The organism is Nostoc sp. DedQUE02 (assembly GCF_034531035.1).
Lineage (GTDB): Bacteria > Cyanobacteriota > Cyanobacteriia > Cyanobacteriales > Nostocaceae > Nostoc.
In genome coordinates, this window is sequence record NZ_JAVRBY020000007.1 from 148,447 (window position 1) to 170,119 (window position 21,673).

The following is a 21,673-nucleotide window of genomic DNA, read 5'->3' on the forward strand; positions in this document are numbered from 1 at the left end:
CGTTCGGTCTTAAACCCTTAATTTTGCGATAAAAATTGCAATCTCTCTATAGGCTCTTTGATACATACAGATTAAAGTAATATAGCAACGGTGGTATCATTGCATCAAAATGATACCGTAATTTTGTCTAGATATAGAATTCTATCGCCCTGTTGACGGTAGATTATTTCTAAAAGGAGTTTGCTGCAATGTCCACAACACCAACTACTAGATTAATTTTAGAGACTTTACTCCCCCATCTGAAAGTAGCAGCAGCCTATGCCCATTTTCTACAACCAAAAATTGCTGCACTTCCTGTCAAAGAACAAGCAAACAACTTTTTTAGTGCCGCCCTTACTGATGCAGATGTGGCTATTCAAAATCTAGTAGAAGTAGTATTACTGGGAACTTTCCCTGATATTCGCTTTTATGGTGAAGAATATGAAAGTTCTAATAATACCAAATATTTTCGCGCTATCGAACTCGGTTCAGAAGGTGATTACTTAATCACACTTGACCCGATTGATGGTACGAAGTTTTATATGGATGGACATTCTAATTACCAAATTATTCTGGGTATTCTAAATGCGGATGACTTTGAAGCAGTAATTGCCATTTCTCCTGCCCAAAACGTTTATTTTTACGCGCTTCGAGGCGAAGGCGCTTTTAAAGGCACGCTAGACATGAACTTAGAAGCCTGTGCCCCATTAGATATAACATCCGCCAAACCTGCTATTTTATTGGGATGGGGTATGAATGCGATCGCACCTTTCTTAAAAAATCGATATAAAGTAATCGATATAGCGGCTGATTACTCTAGTGATATTCAAATTCCCAATCTCAATGGTATTCTTAGTGGCGACTTGAGTGGAGCAGTTGTCAAATCGGGTAAATTTCTTGATAGTGCTGCACTTGCTTTTATTGCAAAAGAGGCTGGCTGGATTGTAACTACTGTGGACGGTTCGACTTTACCGCCATTGCATACTTGTCAAAACTATAGTCTGCCTGGATTGATCGTAGCTGCCTCAAAATCTGTTCATCAAGACCTATTAGAAGCGATGCAAAGTGTAGCTGTTTGAGTTAAAAGCAACTGGATACCGTTTTCCACGACTCATATATCTTTTGGCAAAATGAAAATCTGTATTGTTGGCGCGGGTGCGATTGGTGGATATTTAGGGGCAAAACTGGCACTGGCTGGTGAAACAGTGACGCTGATTGCGCGTGGTTCTCATTTGGAGGCAATTCAAAAAAATGGGCTGAAGTTACTCATGGCAGACGGTTCTAGCCAAATTGCTACTCCGATCGCAACTAATGATATCCAGTCAGCAGGGGCGCAAGATGTAGTAATTTTAACTGTGAAAGCTCACAGTGTTCCGGCGATCGCACCTTTTCTTCCTGCACTCTACGATGCTCACACAATTGTGGTGACAGCCCAAAATGGCATTCCTTGGTGGTACTTTCGTCAGCATGGTGGTGAGTATGAAGGTACGCAGATTCAATCTGTCGATCCAAATGGGATTATTGAAGCTAATATCGGTGCTGAACGCGCTATCGGTTGTGTGGTTTACCCGGCAACTGAGATAATTGAACCAGGTGTAATTAAACATATTGAAGGCGATCGCTTTACTCTCGGTGAAATCGATGGCACTAAAACAGAACGCATTCAATTATTAGCACAAACTTTGAAACAGGCAGGATTTAAAGCCCCAATCCGCAATCAAATTCGCACAGAAATTTGGATCAAGTTGTGGGGAAATGTAGCATTTAATCCGATCAGTGCCTTGACTGGTGCGACTCTAGAAGATATTTGCCGCTATCCCTTCACCCGCGAACTAGCGCGACAAATGATGACTGAAACTCAAGCGATCGCAGAAAATTTGGGTATAAAGTTTGGCATCACTTTAGAACAGCGAATCAATGGGGCAGAAAATGTTGGCGCTCATAAAACCTCAATGCTACAAGATATTGAAGCCGGACGCGCTACGGAGATAGACGCGATTGTAGGCGCGGTGGCAGAATTGGGAAAACTTACTCAAATTCCCACACCTTATATTGATGCTATTTATGCCAGCGTCAAGCTGCTGGAGGCAACCAAAGTCAAGATTTGACGTTTGTAGATCGTAGTGGGTAAAAGACTTATCAAGACGTAAAATATAGGTTATGGAGTGATAATTAAATAAAAAAGTTTATGATCGCAGCAGCCAATAAACTCACTCTGGTTGAATATCTTGCCTATGATGATGGCAGGGATGTTAAGTACGAACTTGTGGATGGAGAGTTGGTTGAAATGCCACCGGAAAGCGATAGAAATAACTTAATTTCTCTCTATCTACTTTCACAGTTTCTCAAGTTTGTCCCGATTCAACTTATCCGCCATAAAGATACAGAACTTGTGGTAACAGGCAACCGTACTCGTGTGCGACTGCCTGACTTGATGATATTGACACAGGAGTTATTAGAAGCGATCGCCGGAGGACGGGCTACAATCACTCCAGATATGCCTTCTCCAATGATGGTGGTTGAGGTAGTCTCCCCAGGAAAGGTAAATGAGGATAGAGACTACCGCTATAAGCGTTCTGAGTACGCAGCACGGGGTATTCCTGAATACTGGATTGTTGACGGCGATCGAGCGCGAATTACCCTGCTGACTCTGGTAGATGGGCTGTATGAAGGAGCCGTGTTTCAAGGAACAGACATTATTAAATCAGTAACTTTTCCAATGCTGAATTTGACCGCAGCCCAAGTATTGACGGCTGGACAGCATTTGTGAGAGCTTAGACTTAACGATCGGGGAGTGTCAGTCAGGTTATCTGGAATTGCTAAAAGTTGCGTTCAGCGCAGTGGCAATTTGGACAAAAACCTCACTTGCAGATGAAGTGCAATCGCTAATTGCAATCGGATTTCCAGTATCACCACCAATACAAATATTGGGATCGATGGGAATTTGCCCCAGCAGTGGCGCTTGTAATTCTGCTGCGAGTTGTTCGCCGCCACCACTGCCAAAAATTGGCGTGCGTGCGCCACAATCACCACAAATTAAATAGCTCATATTTTCAACGATCCCAAGGACGGGTACACCCACTTGGCGAAACATATATATGTTGCGTCGTACATCTGCGATCGCTACTTGCTGGGGAGTTGTCACGAGAATTACTCCACAAACAGGGCTTTCTTGGATAATTGTGATTTGAGCATCACCTGTACCGGGAGGTAAATCTATTAATAAATAATCTAATTCGCCCCATTCCACATCTTGCAAAAATTGAGTAATAATTTTATGCAACACAGGGCCACGCCACGCCAAAGGACGATTTTCTTCTACAAGTAAACCAACTGACATTAGTTTAATTCCCTGAACTTCTAGAGGTAAAAACTTATCACCTGTAGGAGTATGAATTACTTGAATATCAGCTTGTCCTAAACCCAACATTTGCGGCACGTTAGGGCCATAAATATCAGCATCAAGTAGCCCGACCTTTGCACCTTGTAATTTTAAAGCGGCGGCTATATTTACGGCTGTTGTTGATTTCCCTACGCCACCTTTACCGCTAGAAACTGCTAGGGTTATTTTAACGCCAGGAATTGTACAAATTTGAATATAAGTTTTTTTACACCAAGTTAGAAATGATAATTTAGATTGAATTTCTGTTTGTAATTGCTGCTGATGGGAACCAATATATAAACGCAAGTAAACATAGTCATCAACTATGTGGAGATTTCGCACCATTCCCAAACTAACGATATCATTTTTTAAGGTAGGCTCGATAACCTCTTTGAGGAGTTGGATGACTTCTTGCTGATGGGGATTAGTATCTGATTTTACTTCTTCCGAATGCTGAAAGGGGGATTGCTGGTGAGACATGATCAGGAGAAGCCTTTCTCTTGGTTATTTACTGCTCCCTTGAGACTATTGCTTTGAATCTTATGAATTGCCCGTTGCGCTTGGATGGACACTTCTTTATCAGGATCGTCTAAGGCTTGTTGTAGGGGGTTAATAACGTCGGGATGAGCTAAATTACCAAGTGCGATCGCAGCTTCTTTGCGTACATCTGCATATTCATCTGTTAATGCTTGAATTAATCTCGGCATAACTTGAATATCTGGAATTTTTTGCAAAGTTTGTGCTGCTGATTTCCGCACTTGCCAATGTTCATCATTTAAAGCTATTTCTAATGCTGAAATTGCTTGATAATTTTCATGGATAGCCAGAGATTTAGCTGCATTCCGGCGAACTTGCCAGTCACTATCATTTGTCAGTGCTTGACAAAGTATTGTAATCACTTCTGTATCTTGTAAATGTTCTAAAGTTAAAGCAGTAGCACGACGTACACTTACTTCCTCATCAAAGATTAAATTCAAAGCTTGCGGACATTTTTCTAGCTGATTGATATATCGCAGTGTCGTAACGGCTGCTTCTCTTAACTCAGGATTTTTTGATTCTAAAAATGGTAAAATCTCGGGTAAAGATTGAATATCATGTATCTTCCGCAAAAGCACCAAAATATTTAATTGAAGATTTACATCATTATTTTGGAGCTTATTTAGTAAAAGCAACAATTCATCTTGTGTAACTAACTCGTTTAATGCTGATGCAGCTTCAGTGCGAATATCTGTATCTGCTGAAGCGAGGCATTCAATTAAAGCCGGGATGGCAACAGGATTAGCAATTTCCCAAAGGGCAGCGATCGCTATTTTTTGAACAGTAATATTTTCATCTTGCAAAGCGATAATCAAAGCATCTACTGTTTCTTCATCGCCTAAATGCTGCAATCTTTTCACAGCTACTATGCGGTCATTTATATTAGGCGATTGCAGCATTTCTAGCCAATAATTTAGGTCATCGTTCATTCTTTTAACACAGTATAATTAACGTAATAAGAAGGGAATCTGCACAGTAATAGCATTTGTTGGACATTCTTTTTCACAGGGTAAGCAAAACCAACACTCATCATATTTCATGTAAGCTTTACCTGTCTCTGGATTTTTTGCCAATACATCCAAGGGACAAACTTCAATACAGGCTGTGCATTTTTCTAGACATTTTGATTCATCAACGATAACAGGAACATCTATTCTCTGATTGATTAAAGCCATAAAATAAATCCATAATTTTGTACTGTAACTGCTAAACGGTAAAATAAATGAGGTAAACTTGCATGAATTATCTCACGATTATATTGTAAGTTGTTTCTGAAAATTCAGTGATTGTTTTATATTGGTATAACCAATTTTTTCATAAAACAAGTGAGCCTCTTTGCGTTTAATATTAGAACGTAACAGAACACTATCACATCCAGCCAGAGAAGCCCACTGTTCAATTTGTTGCATTAAAAAACGTCCAATTCCACTATGACGATAATCTTTATCTACAACTAATCCCAAAATAATTGCTGGAGTCGGAATAACTATTGATTCACAAATATGAGCGTGCGCCCAACCAATTATATACTCATCTTCTACAGTGGCAACATATACAATATGAGCATCGTTATTTTTAATTTTAGTAAGGCGCTGCTCTATTTGTTGATTTGTCACAGAATATTCAAGTTGTTCGCAAAGACTAGCAATTCTCACTACATCTTTAATCTCAGCTTGTCTAATTTTAATCTTCTCACCTACACTAACTTTGTTTGTCATAATTTAAAATTACAATTATTTAGTTATCAAAAGTTGCACGTATAAAACGGTAGCCTATATCAATCTCTGTCAAATTGCGAATATCACCGTATTTTTTGCTCCATTTTCCACTACTTAAATCTGCTGCAAGTAGTTTTACTCCTTGCTCAATTAAATCTTGATTAGCTAAAGCAAAAGACGATATCCCTGCACGTACTTCTGGTTGAAGATATAACTCTGGTCGTCTCCAGCCTGCTGCTGCGAATAAATCAGATAAATCGTATGGTAACAAAAGGGGTATGGCTTCAACACGCCTATTACTATTACTCTGAATTAAATTAACCTGTTCGTTAAGTGGTAAAAATCGTAACGCATCTTCCCACAAAAACGGAAAATAATCATAAAGCCATATCTTCTGAGCTAATCTAATATCAAAACTTAACAAAATTATTGCCCCATCTTTAATTATTCTGTGCATTTCCTGAAAAGCTTTTTCGAGATTAGAAAAATGATGAATTGCCAGGATACTTACAACAGCATCAACAGAGTTATCTAGTAGAGGTAAATTTTCTGCATAGCCAGTAAACCACTTGACTTGCTGATGTTCTACTGCTTGTTTTTGCATCACTACAGAAGGTTCGACAGCATGAACAAGAAATCCTTTATTAGCTAGCGCTAGACTGTAACCACCAGTACCAGCGCCAATATCAGCAATAATGCTACCTTTGGGTAAATTGAGTAAATCAATTAATTTATTGACAATACGGATATCAGTAACGCGAGTTTTTGAGTATTGTTGACCAATTGAATTATATATAGACATATTATAAAAATCCTCAAAATAATTTAAAACAACCCATTTAAAATATAATTTTAGATGAATAAATCAAAAAAACTGTTAGTTAAACAATTCCAGTAAATTTAATAGTTCATTTATCATAAACTTTGGTTTTGCTTCTGGTGGTAAATTTTGATTTTTTCTGTTGTAATAACAAAAATCTATTTTGACTTGTGTTGCTCCCGCATAGTCGTGCTTTAGAGAATCTCCAACGTAAATAACTTCTGCTGGTGTTAAATTTAATCTAGACAAAGCATAATGAAATATTTCAGGAGATGGTTTAGCAAAACCAATTGCTTCAGAAACTACAATTTCTTCAAAAAAATGCTCAATTCCAGCAGCTTGCATTCTCGGTAATTGCGCTGATACAAACCCGTTTGTAATCACAGCCAAACGATAATTATCTGCGAGAACAGTTAGTACTTCATTTACATCAGATTCCATTAGAGCAGAATGATTAAAAATATGCCAAAAACTTTGGCTAAGATTGCTGATTTTCTCTGTTTGTATATCTAATTTAGCAAGTGTACTTCGATAAGACATCTCGATTAATTCATTAGGAGAAAAGGTTTCTCGTTGTCTCCAATACTGGGAATTATAAGTTTCAAAGGCTTGAAGAAAAGTTGTCTCTCTTACTCCCTTTAAATATAAAGATATTCCACAATCTTCAAGCGCTCCCAGAATAGCTTGGCGTTCGCATAGCTCAAAATTCAACAGTGTATTATCGAGATCGAAAATTATTGCTTCGTAGAGCATTTTATAATGGTAATTTTACTTAACAGCAACGCTGTATACATCCTTGACTGTATCGACTTCTACAATGTAAGGATCTACAGGACGTTTAAACAATACCATTTTCCCTAATTCATCTTTCTTTAAATTGACATGACAAAACCATTCCTCATCATTTTTTTCTGGATAATCTAAACGATAATGATAAAGACCCCAACGAGTCTCTTGACGATACAATGATGCTCTGGCTGCCATTTCTGCACAGTCGCGAATAAAGTGAACTTCTAAACTACGCATCAATTCATGAGGGTCACGAGCGCCCATTAAATCTAATGTTTCTTGATATTGCACAAAATGTTTTAAACCAATTTCGATTTTATTACCTGATTTTGGTGGTTGTAGATAATCATTAACTAAGCGTCTTAATTTATATTCGACTTGAGTATGAGGTACACCATTCGGACGAGTTAATGGTGCATAAATTCTGGCTTTTTCAGCTTCTAAAAAATCTCTATCTGGTTCAATAAAGTCTAAATCTTGGATATATTCAATCGCATGAGTTCCGGCTATGCGACCGAAAACAAATGCCCCAATCATGTAATTATGGGGAACGCTAGCCATATCTCCGGCTGCATATAAACCTGGGACGGTTGTTTGAGCGTTTTCATTCACCCACACACCAGAGGCACTATGACCGCTACATAAGCCAATTTCGGAAATGTGCATCTCTACACCGTGAGTCCGATAATCTTCATTTCTACCTTGATGAAAACGTTCTCTACTTGGTCGTTCATTTGCCCAGAGTATTGATTCAATTTCAGCGATTGTATCTTCATCAAGATGAGTCATTTTGAGTTGGATTGGCCCTTTCCCAGAATTTAATTCTTTCCAGATTTCCAACATCATTTGACCACTCCAATAGTCGCAACTAATGAAGCGATTTCCTTCGGCATTAGCTGTATGAGCGCCAAAAGGGCCAGCAACATAAGCACAAGCAGGGCCGTTATAATCTTTAATTAGAGGATTAACTTGAAAGCATTCAATATTGCTGAGTTCTGCGCCTGCATGATAAGCCATTGAATAGCCATCCCCGGCATTGGTAGGATTTTCATAAGTGCCGTAGAGATAGCCAGAATCTGGTAATCCTAATCTGCCGCAAGCACCCGTACACAAGATGACTGCTTTGGCTTGAATGACAATATAATCGCCGTTCCTGACATCAAATCCCACTGCACCGATAGCGCGTCCTTCTTTAACTAATACCCTTGTTGCCATGACGCGATTTGTTACTTTGACTTTGTGGCGTTTGACTTGACGGGTGAGAATGGTTTTTAAGTCTTTACCTTCTGGCATGGGTAGGACATATTTACCTACACGATGCACTTGTTTTAAGTCATAGTTACCTTGGGCATCTTTTTGAAATTTAACACCCCAACTTTCTAATTCTTGGATGACTTCATAACCTAATTTGCCTGTTTGATATACGGCTTTTTGGTTGAGAATGCCATCGTTAGCCAAGGTGACTTCGCGCACGTATTGTTCTGGTGTAGAATGACCGGGAATGACTGCGGTATTCACTCCATCCATACCCATTGCGATCGCACCACTACGACGGATGTTAGCCTTTTCTAAAATCAGCACATCTGCATCAGGATTCGCTTGTCTTGCTTTGATACCTGCCATTGTTCCTGCTGTACCGCCGCCAATGACAAGTACATCTGTTTTAATCCATTGGGTATTGATATTCATATATAAAGTATTTTTTATAGGTTTTGCACAAAATACGGTAAAATCTTGAAGTTACCGTATTTTATCATTGTTAGGGATTTCCAACAAATAAATTATCCAATCTTGTCGGGGATTTTTTTATTTGGAAATCCTTTATTGAGATGTGAAAAAATGTGTAGTGGGCACAAATGTGTGCCCCTACAGTGTGTTGCTTGAAATCTGAGTACCAGATTTTTAGAACAACAGAAATTCGCCGTTTTTCTTGTATTCTTGAAACTTTTCCAAAATAGGGCGATCGTTTAGCATTAATGTAGGTAAGTCCGCCAAATCAAAAAATTCCAGTGCCAGCGATTCTCCATCTAGACAAGCGAGACTGCCTGACCATTCAACGGCTCGCAAAATCAAATTGAAGGTTTGGACGCGATCGCCATTAGGATAGGTTACAGTTTCAAAGGCTGGATTGGAAGAAAACCCCACAGCTGCAAAACGCTTAACCGTTAAACCAGTTTCTTCAAAAACCTCTCGTGCTGAACATTCTTCGGCGGATTCACCTACTTCTGGATAGCCACCAGGTAGCGCCCAAAGATTAAAATCACTTCGTTTTTGCAACAGAACGCGCCCCAAATTATCCTCGATAATCACGTATACGCTAAATAACAGAAGTAGGCGATCGCCTACAACTTGTCGTAACTTACCAAGATAAGAATCTGACCAATTCGCCATAAACGAGAAAGTTTGTAAAGAAAATCTAAAAGTAGCAAATAGCGATCGCCTGAAAACAGGATAATGCACCTGAACAGGTTAATTATTCCCATTCAACCTAGAACTATGGCATCTACAGCTAAAATCCTCGCCTTTGCAGGCAGCACCCGGATTGAGTCTTACAACAAAAAATTGGTAAAAATCGCGGCGGCTGGCGCTCAGGCAGCAGGCGCAGAAGTGACTTATATAGACCTCCGCGATTTGCCTTTACCTCTGTACGATGAAGATTTGGAAGCTCAAGAAGGACTACCTGCCAACGCCCGCACATTCAAGGATTTGCTGATTTCTCATCAAGGATTGCTGATTGCTTCGCCAGAATATAACAGTTCACTCACAGCAGTTTTGAAGAACGCTATTGACTGGGCATCCCGTCCCGCCCCAAATGAAGCGCCATTGGCGGCTTTTGCAGGTAAGGTTGCTACGATTATGAGTGCTTCTCCAGGCGCTCTTGGTGGTTTGCGGGGGTTGGTTCACCTGCGGTCTATTTTGGGAAACATCAAAGTTTTGGTACTACCCGACCAAATAGCAGTAACCAAAGCTTATGAAGCCTTTAATCCTGATGGCACGTTAGTAGATTTTAAACAGCAAGAATCTATTGAAAAGTTAGGCGAGGGCTTAACAAAAATATTGCTGAAGCTAAATTAAACTCTTCAGGTGTTCAGTAAACAGCGAACACCTAAAATATTTAGATGTAAAAAATGGTCGATAGATTGCAACTTATAAATTGACAGTCTTAGACAAAATTGATTTTGGTAGCATTCCATGCACACCTTTTTGGGGACTGTTCACAACTTGCGTGATATGAAAATTCACAGCTAAACTACACAGTACATAAGCATCTTCTGGCGACAAATTGATGAAGCGTTCTAAAAAATCAATCATGTTTTTTAAAGCCAGTTCTAAGGCTTCATCTAAGGTTTGAGCAAACCCCATTGTAATGATATGAGTTGGAGTTTCGGCGATTGGTGTTGTTAGTTGTAAATCTTTGCGAACTTTGAGGGTAATTTTACCGTTCATCGAAGTTTCAATGGCGGTGACATTTACCTCACCATCTCCCTGCGCGGAATGCCCATCACCAATAGAAAATAATGCACCTGGTACGAAAATCGGCAAAAATAAACGAGAACCAGCTTGCAGTTCTCGATTGTCGATATTACCGCCGTAAGAACCTGGTGGGATAGAAGTTCGAGAGGTTTCTGGAGTAGCGACACCAAGAATTCCAAAAAACGGTTTGAGGGGAATTTTTATGCCAGCACCCGCCGGAAATTCCGCGACATTGTTTGTTAAATCTAGAGGAATGAATCTCAACGCAGGTTGAGGAAACTGATGTGGTAAAGCTCCCCAACCTGTACGAATGGCATTGAAGCCGATGGGTAAACTAGGTGCGATCGCATTTAATTGTACTTCTAAAACATCCCCTGGTTCGGCATCGCGCACATAAATCGGCCCTGTGAGTAAATGCGGCCCCCCAGCAATTTTACGTTCTGGGAGAAGATTTTGACAGATGTCGAGAAATTCTGGTGTAAGAAACTCAGATGGTGCTTTGTCATAAACGTAATAACCACTATAAGTTTCTACATCAACAGTATCACCAGAATCAATAGTCAGTGCTGGTTTTAGCAGATGAGAGAAACCACCTAAATGCACAGTTTCTTTTGATGCTTTTAAAATGTAATGAGTCATTGTTGCTTTATTTTTAGTTACGTGTAGCAGCCTAATTAGGAACATTTTCAACCAAAAGCCTCTCGTAGAGATGGCGATTAGTTTCTTTATCTATAGAACTCATATTAGATTGCGTGAAAAAATTCAGTACAACTTAAAAAGGCTTATTGCCTATCACCTATCACCTATCACCTATTGCCTATTGCCTATCACCTATTGCCTATTGCCTATTGCCTATCACCTATCACCTATCACCTATCACCTATCACCTATTGCCTCCTACGCAAACAAGTTCAAAAATAAAATCAGATTTCTATATGCATCCCTACTCCCAAGTGGAAACATCTCGTAGCAAATTAGGAATTTCTCCTTGAGATAACGGAAACTCAAGCAAGGTTTCTCTAATACCCAAATACCCAGATTCAGCAAACGACAAAAGCATTCGCGAAAGCGCTAGCCAAACCTCCGGTTCGTATTCCCAATCACGATAACGTGAAGCTTGACCAGCAATTGAACGTAGCGCCCAAAAATAAGAATTTCTCACCACAGAACCACCCTTCTTAAACTCTGGTAAATCTTCGTGGTGGATAAAAAGTATTTTATTTTCGATTTTAGCTCTCATAACAATTTTAGATTTTAATGGATAGCTTACAAGGGAGGGGAGACGAAGCGTAACTTTAGCAAGGTGGGATTCTTCGGGTTTAACAAGTAATCAGTTAACCTCTGCGTGAATTACTAGGATAAGGTAACATCACATTAACTAGTGTTGGCAGTAGCTATGGTGCAGAATTGGTTGCGGATTACGCATCAAGACGACAAAATCCAACTTTCTTGGCAACGCGGATATGAAAGTCCTCGTTTTGCGTCAGAAGTCGTCTTCCAACAACCCTTCGATAAAGAAAACGCGGCTGAATTGCGCTGGTATTTAGAAGATTATTTACAGTTTCCTTACGGTATTTTTCCAGATAACGCTGTCAAAATTGAACAAAAATTACAGCAATGGGGACAACAGCTATTTGAGCTAGTATTTCGCAGTACAGAGAAAGGAAGAGAGTTTTTTCAGGAAGCGATACGGGAAGGGCTAGATAAGTGTGAACTGGGCATCATTTCTGATAACGCCAACGTGCTGAATTTGCCTTGGGAGTTGCTATATTCCCCCGATTATCAATTTCTTGCACCTTCACTGGGGGGAATGTATCGCAGTCTCAGCAGTCAGGGCGTAAAAGCACCATTGCCAGCAATGCCCAATGACCAACTGAATATTTTACTAGTTATTGCGCGTCCTTACGATCAGCAAGACGTTGGGTTTAAAACCATTGCCCGTCCCCTGCTGGCGGCGCTACAACCGATACGTCAGCGAGTCAATCTTAAGGTATTGCGTCCCCCTAGCTTGAAAGCATTTGAAGCGGAACTGCAAGCAAATAAAGGTTTTTATCATATCGTTCATTTTGATGGACATGGAAATTTTGACAGCGAGACTCAGGGAGTTTTAGTCTTTGAGGATGAACAGGGAAATGAACAAGCTGTCAGTGCTAGGGAAATTGCCCAATATTTAACAGATTGTCGCGTACCAATTTTTGTGCTGAATGCTTGCAAGTCTGGACAAGTAGGCGAAGAAGCTTTTTCTTCTGTAGCGGGACAGTTGGTAAAGTTGGGGGCTAAGGGCGTGGTAGCGATGGCGTATTCAGTTTACGCCAAAGGTGCAGAACACTTTATTGGGCGGTTGTATGGGGAATTAGTCCGGGGAGAGTGTATCGCCACAGCAGTTGCAGCAGGGCGTAAGTCCATGTCTATTGACAAAATGCGCCCCAGTCCTAAAGGAAATTTACCTTTACAAGATTGGCTTGTGCCGGTGTTGTATCAGCAGGAACCCTACACGCCTTTTGTTCCTAAAAAGACAGCACCCAGTTTTGCCGATTTGATGGCGCAAACAGACAACACCCCAGAAAGCAGCAAAGCTGTAGGTTTACCTGATGAAAGCGCCTATGGTTTTATTGGGCGAGATTATGAGATTTTGCGTTTAGAGAGAGCATTTCGGCAAAATCATCTGGTTTTGGTGCAGGGAATGGGCGGCGTTGGTAAAACTGAGTTAGCCGCAGGTTTCGCCAGATGGTTGGATGAAACTCAAGGACGTACAGGCGGTATGTTCTTCACCTCCTTTGAACAAGGTGCGGGGTTGAGTCAGGTAATTAACCAAATTGGTAGGGCGTTGGGCGGTGAGAGATTTTCCCAAATGATGCTAGAACAACAAGAGGCTGTGGTGCGGCAATATCTGCAAACTCATCCTTGTTTATTGATTTGGGATAACTTTGAACCTGTCAACGGTTTTCCTACGGGGAATGAACCATTATTGAGTGGAGAAGAGAGAAATAAGCTGAAGCGGTTTCTTAAGGAATTGCGGGGTGGTAAATCTTGGGTATTAATTACCAGTCGCCGCGAAGAACCTTGGCTAGATTGTGGCTACAGTTTAATCAATTTGCGGGGGTTGTCTCAAGCGGATGCCCAAGAGTTAGCCGCGAAGATTTTGCAAACGGTGGGTGTGGAGAGAAAGAACCTGCCAGCAGAGTATTTAGAGTTGCTGAAATTGCTGGGGGGACATCCCTTGTCGTTGCGGGTGGTGTTGCCGCATTTGCAGACACAGACACCCGTGCAGTTAATTGAGGCACTGCGACGGGGGTTGGATACTTTTAGGGGGCAAGAGGAAGAAGGGAGAGAAAAATCTCTTACTGTGTCGTTGGATTATTCTTTTGCCAAGTTGTCGGAACGTACACGACGGCATTTACCATTTTTGGCACTGTTTTCGGAACGGGTTGATGCAGATTGGCTACATAGTTTTTCACAAAGTTCTGATGGTTATTATGGGCAAGCTTATCGGGCAGTCTTAGGGGAGAACTTGCAAAAACCAGATTGGATGAAAATTCTCAATGAAGCCGCAGCCGCAGGTGTTTTGGAATATTTGGGTTATGAGACTATCTACAAAATTCACCCAGCACTACCTTGGTATTTGCGTCAGCAGTTAAACATAATTACTTCCCAGGAGTTGATTAACGAACTTGAAAAAAAGTTACTGATTTTCTACGCTTATTTGGCGGGTAGCTACCGTGAGAAACTCATCAGCAATGCGGAACTGGCAACTTTTGTGCTGCGGGTAGAAGAACCAAATTTGTTGCAAAATCTGCGCCTTGCCGAACAGCAACAGGAATGGGCTTATGCACAATCGATTCTGCAAGCCTTGGGAGAAGTGTATAAGCGCATAGGGCGCAAACCCGAATTTAAGTCACTGCGACAACGGGCGCTGAAGCATATTGGTATTCACTTGGCAGATGCCAAAGCAAAGGGTAAAGATGCTCTAGATTTCTGGATGTATCTGCGGGGTGGGGATGCAAACGAAGCGTTTCAAAGTGCTGACTTGGAAGGGGCGAGGACAATTTACCAAGAAATTCTGAATCAACTAATAGCTTTAAATGGCTTGTCAATTAATGACAAAATTGCCACTGCTAATCATAATTTAGGCTATGTTGCCCAAGAGCAACGGCAATTTGCTGTGGCTGTTGATTACTACAACAAAGCATTGAAGATATATGAAGATGCTGAGGATTTGTACAGTGCTGCTAGAGAATATCACCATCTGGGTATGTTAGCCCAAGAACAACGGCAGTTTGATGTGGCTGTTAATTACTACCATAAGGCGCTGAAGATATATGAAAATGCCAGGGATTTGTACAGTGCTGCTGATGAATATCACAACTTGGGTGTGGTAGCCGAAGAGCAACGGCAGTTTGATATGGCTTTTGATTACTTCAACAAAGCGCTGAAAATATTTGAAGATGCTAGAGATTTGTACAGTTCTGCCACAGAATATCACGCACTGGGCATGGTAGCCGAAGAGCAACGGCAGTTTGATGTGGCAATTAACTATTATCAAAAAGCTTGGGAAATTTATGAGCAATTCCGTGATTGGTATTGGGCTTCAGCAACATTGGGTAAGTGGGGAAGGGTTTTAGAAGCTCAAGAAAATTACGCTCAGGCTTTGCAAATTTACATTCATGCTTTAGCCATTGACTTAGAGCATAATCAAGATTTTATTGGTTACTATATCAATGCCTTAGCCCGTATGCTCAAGCAGTTAGGAGAAAGCCAATTTCAAGTTATTTGGCGCGAGGCGACGGGTGAAGAGTGCGCGGGTGAGGTGCGCGAGGTAATTTTGACAGCGCGGGATAGGCTAGAAACAGAGTCTTAGGGTGCAGTGCAAAATTTATTGCCAACGTCAAATTATTCATAAGTTTTATTTAAGCATTGCTAGCGATCGCACAGAGCGCACTACCCTAAAGAGCGATCGCATAAGCTTTTGTCAAAAAGTTGTAACCTTAAGCCTTAATGTCGTAACCTTAAGCCTTAATCTTATAATGCTGGTGATTAATGTTGTAACGTTAAGCCTTAAGGTTGTAGCGTTAAGCCTCAATGTTATAAGGTTAAGCCTTAAGGTTGTAGCATTAAGCCTTAATGTTATAGCGTTAAGACTTAATGTTGTAATGTTGGTGACGACAAGACATTCACTTATAACTGCGATCAAAGTATGCAAGCCTACAAGCTCAACGCCACAATTGATGAATCAGGTCATTTAATTATTGACGAACCTCTAAATATTGCTCCTGGAAAAGTGGAAGTGATTATTTTGCAGCCACTTCCATCCTTGGAAACTTCTACTGAATCACAGCCAGAAAAGCCGAGAAGAAAGTCTAAAGTCAAAGCATTTGAAGGTTTATTTGAAAATGCCCCACCCACACCACCAGACTTTGACCCAGAACAAGCCCGATGGGAAGCTTTAAAAGAGAAACATAATCTGTAAAAATCTTGTTAGACACCAACATCATTGTAGATGATGCCCTTGAGCGTGAACCTTTTCTAGAGGCAAGCGAACAAGTATTGGTGCTAGTTGAGCAAGGACAGGTAGAAGGTTATATTTCCGCCTCAACTTTTAGTGATTTGTATTACATTATTCGTAGGGCAAGAGGTCGAGAGTGGACACTTACTTATTTAAGGCAGTTGGTCAACTTTTGCCGTGTCGCTACCGTAGACAGTACCGCAATCAACATGGCACTAAACCTTAACTTTAGAGATTTTGAAGACGCTATTCAATACAGCAGTGCGGTACTCAATCACTTAGATGCTATTATTACTCGCAACCCTAGAGATTTTCCAGTTGCTACTCCCAGAATTATCACACCTGAAGAGTTGATTCAGGAACTAACAAATACTCCATAAATAATTAAGTCAAATATAATATGAATGCCCAATTAACCCCTGTCGAAATCCAAAAATTTCAGCAACTTCTCCCAAACGACACCCCAGCGCAACATGCACTTACTACCCTACAGCACCACAACGGGAATCTAGAAGCGAGTTTTGATGCACTCTGGCAAGAGAAAGTCGGCAAAACAGATTATAGTCAGGGCAAAAAATCTCTCTTACAACTCACCCTCGACGAAATCCGCGCGGAAATCTGTGGTGATGATGGTTTACGGGGCAAAATCAAAGAATACACCAATAACCCTGGTAGTTCTTCTCTGCTCAACAGCATCATTGGCTCCTTGGTTGCGGTTGCGGCAGTACATGGAATACCGATTGATGGTGCGTAGGCGTAGCCCGTCGTAGACATCGCCACAATTGTCGTGTTATATATTATCAAAATTGGAATAAACGTTCTCTGCAAATACACTGAGCCAGATAGCCAGCCAGAGTAAGGGTAAAAATAATATTGTAAAGACGCGATTAATCTCGTCTCTCCTAAATCCCTCATGTCCCCGGTAAATTTCGCAAACGGCTATCCAAATGACTATGATCTGCCAAAACCTTTAACAGTGGCCCATGTGAGCTAAATTCTACAATACTCACCGAAGCAACAGGGCATCCCAAACGAAAACGGAAGCGTCCCACATCAATCCCTAGTACACTACACAGAATAATTCTGATGGTTGCCTTGTGTGAAACAACTAAAACATTTCCACTACTATAATTTTGTTTAATTTCTTCAATTACCTGCAAAGCGCGAGAAGCAATTGTAACAGCCATTTCTCCACCAGTTGGAGCATTCCAAGCCGGATCTGCTGACCAGCGAATATAATCATCGTGATATTCACGGCTAATTACTTCTGGCGTTCTTCCTTCCCACTCACCATAGTTGATTTCCTTTAAACCATCTCTGAGTTGTGGTTCTATCTTTATTGCTTCACATAAAGGTTTTGCTGTCAATACAGTTCGCTGCATTGGACTACAAAATATAGCTGTCCAATCCATAGAACTATATGCGTCAGCAAAAGCCTTGGCCATCTCTAAGCCTTCTGGGGTAAGTTCTGAGTCTATGGAACCGCAAAAAGAATTATTGCGGCTGCATTCTGTCTGTCCATGACGGAGGAAATAAAGAGTTAGACTCACGGTATATTCTCATCGATGGTGAATTTAAGAGCGCTAATAATCAGATATAGCGTTTCCTAATCATAATAAGGTAAATCATAGCCCTCTCTCGAAGAGCGGGGAAGGGGTTTAGGGTGGGGTTCAATACCTACTCAACCGAGAACCGCTATGGTTAATGCCCGTGCTATATTACTACAATTTCATGATATTTGGAATCATCTTCAGATGAAGTCATGCAATTGAGGTTATGTGTAGAAAGCCCCAATTGCTCTAGATGCTTATTATTGAAATTTTAAAAAAATAGCTTTTAAATCTGCTCGAACTAATTGAGTTTTTAACTTCTGAGTTTAAATTTATGCATAAAAAAATTTGTAGCAAGCACTTTAGTACTTGCTACAAATTATCAAGATTAGTTTGCCAAACTAAGATAGTTTAATTATTTAAGTTAGAGACGTAATTAATTACGTCTCTACAAAAAATTTGCCAATCAAGCTAATACTTTGTTTTCTAGCCTTTGCTCAGGGAATATCACAAGAGTTTAGCTTGGTTTTCAAACAATTCACGTTTTTCTGCAAAAATGGAATCCACCCCATTTATATCCCTAGAGTTTCTGCAAAAAAATTATGAATTATTAGTCAATGTTTTTCTTGACATTATCTTTTACGTCTTCAATTCCGTGACGTACTTCACTTTCAGCTTGCTTTGCTTTACCTTTCGCTTTATCTTCTGGATCTCCAGTTAGATTTCCTAATGCTTCTTGGGCTTTACCTTCAACATTTTTAGCAGCTGCTTTTGCGCGATCTTCTATACTCATTTTGTCCTCCTGAGTTTAATAAAAAATTCATTTCAAAGTTATAAACTGACTTTGAAATCCTTTGTGATTACCTTTACACAATAACTTAAAGTTTTTCCTAAAGCCTTCCACCACAAGGCATATTAAACAATTAAAAATTGAAAATTAAAAACTAAAAATCAATAAAAGTAATTGTAGTAAGCGTTCTGGCTGCTGGCTGAATGTAAATTAAAGCAAGAACAGTTTAGTTACCTATGCTCAAAGACATAGAACAAGTGGAAATCTGGTAATCTCTACTTTTGGCTCTTTAACTAAAAACCCAGTTCCGTAGAGAAACTGGGTTAGTAAAGTTATAGGGATATTTTTTTGTCTAATCTAGAAAACCCATCAGGTTTTCAGAATTGTCAATCTCATTTGATGCTATCGGACGATTACCGAATGTTGAATAGCTTTCAGAAATTACCAATGAACTTGACCCAACTGGACGAAGCCCAGAGAGATTGATATTTTCAACAACTTGGAATGTATTAGCACCAATTGGACGAATACCCATTGCGTTATAGGTTTCAACTACTTCTAAGCTACTGGTGCTAACAGGACGCACCCCAGAAATTGAAAGGTGTTCAGCAACTTCTAAGTCGCTAGCGCCTATGGGACGAATTCCAGAAATGGCGAGTGTCCCAGTAGCTCCCACTGGCAGATCAGTAACTTCCTCGACTCTATCAGCATTCAAGCTCTGGTCTTGTTGATTTTCAACTTTCTCTGTAGTTTCCCCTGAAGACTTGGCATTGTTTTGCCGAGAACTGGTTGCTTTGCCAGCGCTGCTAATAGCCATAAACGAAGACCTCTGATTTGTTAATTGAATTTTACAATAATTAAGGAAAGATGAAATTTTTTCCCATATACCTTAGAGTTTAACCTTAAAAAACCTCACATAGATATAAGAATCTTTAAAACTTATACATAAGTAAATTTAAATTAATAATTTTTGTAAAAAATTATTACCATTTATTTAATCTAATAAGCCAGCTACAATAGATACAGGGCGAAATTGTCACCATGAGATAGGGTATTTTCAGCAAAATTGTATGACAGAATTTTGTCTTCAAGCTCCCTTTAGTCCTACAGGCGATCAACCACAAGCGATCGCACAATTAACTGCTAGTATCCAATCAGGCAATCGTTATCAAACTTTACTTGGAGCTACTGGAACTGGTAAGACATTTTCGGTAGCAGCAGTTATTGAGAAAATTGGCAAGCCTACTTTAGTTCTGGCGCATAACAAAACCCTCGCTGCCCAGCTTTGTAACGAGTTGCGGGATTTCTTTCCCAACAACGCAGTTGAGTATTTTGTCAGCTACTACGATTATTATCAGCCAGAAGCGTATATTCCCGTTACCGATACTTATATTGAAAAAACGGCAGCGATTAATGATGAAATAGATATGTTGCGGCATTCAGCGACGCGATCGCTTTTTGAACGCCGTGATGTCATCGTCGTTGCTTCCATCAGTTGCATCTACGGTTTAGGAATGCCAGCAGAATATCTGAAAGCTGCCATCCCCCTTCAGATAGGTATGGAAGTAAATCAACGCCAAATTTTACGGGATTTGGCAAACGTTCAATATAGCCGCAACGACATAGAAATGGGTCGGGGAAAATTTCGCGTCCGTGGTGATGTCTTAGAAATTGGCCCAGCTTATGAAGACCGAATTATTCGTGTGGAATTCTTTGGCGATGAAATTGACGCGATTCGCTACATTGATCCGGTGACAGGTGAAATTCTCAAGAGTTTGGAAGCGGTGAATGTTTACCCAGCACGCCACTTTGTCACCCCAGAAGAACGGTTAGAAGTAGCTTGTAATGACATTGCAGCCGAATTAAAACAGCAAAAACTAGACTTAGAACAAGCAGGGAAACTATTAGAAGCGCAACGTATAGATCAACGTACACGCTATGACTTAGAAATGCTGCGCGAAGTAGGTTACTGCAATGGCGTTGAGAATTATTCCCGTCATTTAGCAGGAAGACAAGCTGGAGAAGCACCAGAATGTTTAATTGATTATTTTCCCAAAGATTGGCTACTAGTTATAGATGAATCTCACGTTACAGTGCCACAAATTCGTGGGATGTATAACGGCGATCAAGCTAGAAAAAAAGTTTTAATTGAACATGGATTTCGGCTTCCTAGTGCTGCTGATAACCGTCCTTTAAAAGCCGAGGAATTCTGGGAAAAGGTGAATCAGTGTATTTTTGTTTCAGCAACTCCCGGAAATTGGGAATTAGAAGTTTCTGAAGATCATGTAGTTGAGCAAGTGATTCGACCAACTGGGGTGGTTGATCCAGAAATTTCTGTGCGTCCTACAGAAGGACAAATTGATGATTTGTTGGGAGAAATTAAAGATAGAGCCGATCGCCATGAACGAGTGTTAATTACCACATTAACCAAGCGGATGGCGGAAGATTTAACCGAATATTTGCAAGACCACGGTATAAGGGTAAGGTATTTACATTCCGAAATTACTTCTATTGAGCGCATCGAGATTTTGCAGAACTTGCGCGAGGGAAATTTTGATGTATTGGTTGGTGTGAATTTGCTGCGGGAAGGTTTGGATTTACCGGAAGTTTCATTAGTAGCAATTATGGATGCAGATAAAGAAGGTTTCTTGAGAACCGAGCGTTCCTTAATTCAAACTATTGGTAGAGCCGCGCGTCACGTTCAGGGACAGGCGATTTTGTATGCCGATAATTTGACAGGTAGCATGATTAAAGCCATTGATGAAACAGATAGACGGCGTGGTATTCAAACAGCACATAATCGACTGCATGGAATTACACCACAACCAATTGTCAAAAAATCAAGTAATGCGATTTTGGCTTTTTTAGATGTATCTCGGCGGTTAAATGCAACTGACTTGAAAGTTGTAGATGAACATATAGATGAACTGCCATTAGAACAGATTCCAGGATTGATTACTCTGTTAGAAGCGCAGATGAAAGAAGCGGCGAAGAAATTGGAATTTGAAGAGGCGGCAAAATTGCGCGATCGCATCAAACATCTGCGGGATAAAATGCTAGGACATTAATGTGAATCTTCTGCTGACCAATATTCGCCTAATAATATGAATTACGTTTAGCCGGAGGTGTGG

At 40.4% G+C, this 21,673-nt stretch carries 22 protein-coding genes; 9 read left to right on the forward strand and 13 right to left on the reverse strand.

Features of this window, described 5'->3' with window-relative positions; genetic code table 11:
* The first annotated feature begins 188 nt into the window (after positions 1-188).
* From RMX98_RS09560 to RMX98_RS09570, 3 genes are all read left to right on the forward strand, one after another.
* Entirely contained in the window at positions 189-1,058 is an 870-nt protein-coding gene (locus RMX98_RS09560) for an inositol monophosphatase family protein (RefSeq protein ID WP_322681326.1), read from the forward strand.
* A 51-nt stretch (positions 1,059-1,109) separates the two neighbouring features.
* Positions 1,110-2,087: a 2-dehydropantoate 2-reductase gene (locus tag RMX98_RS09565; protein WP_322681327.1), complete on the forward strand. Its 978-nt coding sequence runs from the start codon at positions 1,110-1,112 to the stop codon at positions 2,085-2,087.
* An 80-nt stretch (positions 2,088-2,167) separates the two neighbouring features.
* Positions 2,168-2,749: a Uma2 family endonuclease gene (locus RMX98_RS09570; RefSeq protein ID WP_322681328.1), complete on the forward strand. Its 582-nt coding sequence runs from the start codon at positions 2,168-2,170 to the stop codon at positions 2,747-2,749.
* A 36-nt stretch (positions 2,750-2,785) separates the two neighbouring features.
* Here RMX98_RS09570 and RMX98_RS09575 read toward each other — a convergent pair whose 3' ends face one another.
* The 8 genes from RMX98_RS09575 to RMX98_RS09610 form a co-directional block, all read right to left on the reverse strand.
* Complete coding sequence (locus RMX98_RS09575) at positions 2,786-3,841, reverse strand: Mrp/NBP35 family ATP-binding protein (RefSeq protein ID WP_322681329.1); 1,056 nt, start codon at positions 3,839-3,841, stop codon at positions 2,786-2,788.
* A 2-nt stretch (positions 3,842-3,843) separates the two neighbouring features.
* Positions 3,844-4,827: a HEAT repeat domain-containing protein gene (locus RMX98_RS09580; protein WP_322681330.1), complete on the reverse strand. Its 984-nt coding sequence runs from the start codon at positions 4,825-4,827 to the stop codon at positions 3,844-3,846.
* An 18-nt stretch (positions 4,828-4,845) separates the two neighbouring features.
* Positions 4,846-5,073 (reverse strand): ferredoxin family protein, encoded by a 228-nt coding sequence (locus tag RMX98_RS09585; protein WP_012408944.1) that lies wholly within the window; start codon positions 5,071-5,073, stop codon positions 4,846-4,848.
* Between the two features lie 78 nt (positions 5,074-5,151).
* The gene (locus RMX98_RS09590; protein WP_322681331.1) at positions 5,152-5,616 is read right to left on the reverse strand and encodes a GNAT family N-acetyltransferase; all 465 of its coding nucleotides are present in this window, start codon (positions 5,614-5,616) and stop codon (positions 5,152-5,154) included.
* A gap of 19 nt (positions 5,617-5,635) precedes the next feature.
* Positions 5,636-6,418 (reverse strand): class I SAM-dependent methyltransferase, encoded by a 783-nt coding sequence (locus RMX98_RS09595; RefSeq protein WP_322681332.1) that lies wholly within the window; start codon positions 6,416-6,418, stop codon positions 5,636-5,638.
* Between the two features lie 75 nt (positions 6,419-6,493).
* Complete coding sequence (locus RMX98_RS09600; RefSeq protein WP_322681333.1) at positions 6,494-7,189, reverse strand: HAD-IA family hydrolase; 696 nt, start codon at positions 7,187-7,189, stop codon at positions 6,494-6,496.
* Positions 7,190-7,204: 15 nt separating this feature from the next.
* A complete protein-coding gene (locus tag RMX98_RS09605; protein WP_322681334.1) occupies positions 7,205-8,914 on the reverse strand; it encodes a fumarate reductase/succinate dehydrogenase flavoprotein subunit in 1,710 nt (569 codons plus the stop codon).
* A 213-nt stretch (positions 8,915-9,127) separates the two neighbouring features.
* Positions 9,128-9,616, reverse strand: coding sequence for an NUDIX domain-containing protein (locus RMX98_RS09610; protein WP_322681335.1), 489 nt, complete (start codon positions 9,614-9,616; stop codon positions 9,128-9,130).
* Positions 9,617-9,679: 63 nt separating this feature from the next.
* Between RMX98_RS09610 and RMX98_RS09615 the strand changes: the two genes are divergently transcribed.
* Positions 9,680-10,300, forward strand: coding sequence for an NADPH-dependent FMN reductase (locus RMX98_RS09615; protein ID WP_409881356.1), 621 nt, complete (start codon positions 9,680-9,682; stop codon positions 10,298-10,300).
* 72 nt (positions 10,301-10,372) lie between these two features.
* Here the strand turns inward: RMX98_RS09615 and RMX98_RS09620 are convergent, their stop codons facing one another.
* Complete coding sequence (locus RMX98_RS09620; RefSeq protein ID WP_322681337.1) at positions 10,373-11,338, reverse strand: acetamidase/formamidase family protein; 966 nt, start codon at positions 11,336-11,338, stop codon at positions 10,373-10,375.
* A gap of 304 nt (positions 11,339-11,642) precedes the next feature.
* Positions 11,643-11,939 (reverse strand): hypothetical protein, encoded by a 297-nt coding sequence (locus RMX98_RS09625; RefSeq protein ID WP_322669940.1) that lies wholly within the window; start codon positions 11,937-11,939, stop codon positions 11,643-11,645.
* 156 nt (positions 11,940-12,095) lie between these two features.
* Between RMX98_RS09625 and RMX98_RS09630 the strand changes: the two genes are divergently transcribed.
* The 4 genes from RMX98_RS09630 to RMX98_RS09645 all read left to right on the forward strand — a co-directional run bounded on the left by RMX98_RS09630 (position 12,096) and on the right by RMX98_RS09645 (position 16,956).
* The gene (locus tag RMX98_RS09630; protein WP_409880820.1) at positions 12,096-15,557 is read left to right on the forward strand and encodes a tetratricopeptide repeat protein; all 3,462 of its coding nucleotides are present in this window, start codon (positions 12,096-12,098) and stop codon (positions 15,555-15,557) included.
* Positions 15,558-15,893: 336 nt separating this feature from the next.
* A complete protein-coding gene (locus tag RMX98_RS09635; RefSeq protein ID WP_322681339.1) occupies positions 15,894-16,166 on the forward strand; it encodes a hypothetical protein in 273 nt (90 codons plus the stop codon).
* Positions 16,167-16,171: 5 nt separating this feature from the next.
* On the forward strand, positions 16,172-16,582 hold the full coding sequence (locus RMX98_RS09640) for a PIN domain-containing protein (protein ID WP_322681340.1): 411 nt from the start codon (positions 16,172-16,174) through the stop codon (positions 16,580-16,582).
* 20 nt (positions 16,583-16,602) lie between these two features.
* The gene (locus RMX98_RS09645; protein WP_322681341.1) at positions 16,603-16,956 is read left to right on the forward strand and encodes a hypothetical protein; all 354 of its coding nucleotides are present in this window, start codon (positions 16,603-16,605) and stop codon (positions 16,954-16,956) included.
* A 157-nt stretch (positions 16,957-17,113) separates the two neighbouring features.
* Here the strand turns inward: RMX98_RS09645 and RMX98_RS09650 are convergent, their stop codons facing one another.
* The 3 genes from RMX98_RS09650 to RMX98_RS09660 form a co-directional block, all read right to left on the reverse strand.
* On the reverse strand, positions 17,114-17,752 hold the full coding sequence (locus tag RMX98_RS09650; RefSeq protein WP_322681342.1) for a histidine phosphatase family protein: 639 nt from the start codon (positions 17,750-17,752) through the stop codon (positions 17,114-17,116).
* Positions 17,753-18,362: 610 nt separating this feature from the next.
* Positions 18,363-18,545, reverse strand: coding sequence for a CsbD family protein (locus RMX98_RS09655; protein WP_322681343.1), 183 nt, complete (start codon positions 18,543-18,545; stop codon positions 18,363-18,365).
* Between the two features lie 349 nt (positions 18,546-18,894).
* Positions 18,895-19,359 (reverse strand): hypothetical protein, encoded by a 465-nt coding sequence (locus RMX98_RS09660; RefSeq protein ID WP_322681344.1) that lies wholly within the window; start codon positions 19,357-19,359, stop codon positions 18,895-18,897.
* A gap of 253 nt (positions 19,360-19,612) precedes the next feature.
* Between RMX98_RS09660 and uvrB the strand changes: the two genes are divergently transcribed.
* Positions 19,613-21,610: an excinuclease ABC subunit UvrB gene (gene uvrB / locus RMX98_RS09665; protein ID WP_322681345.1), complete on the forward strand. Its 1,998-nt coding sequence runs from the start codon at positions 19,613-19,615 to the stop codon at positions 21,608-21,610.
* Positions 21,611-21,673 lie beyond the last annotated feature (63 nt).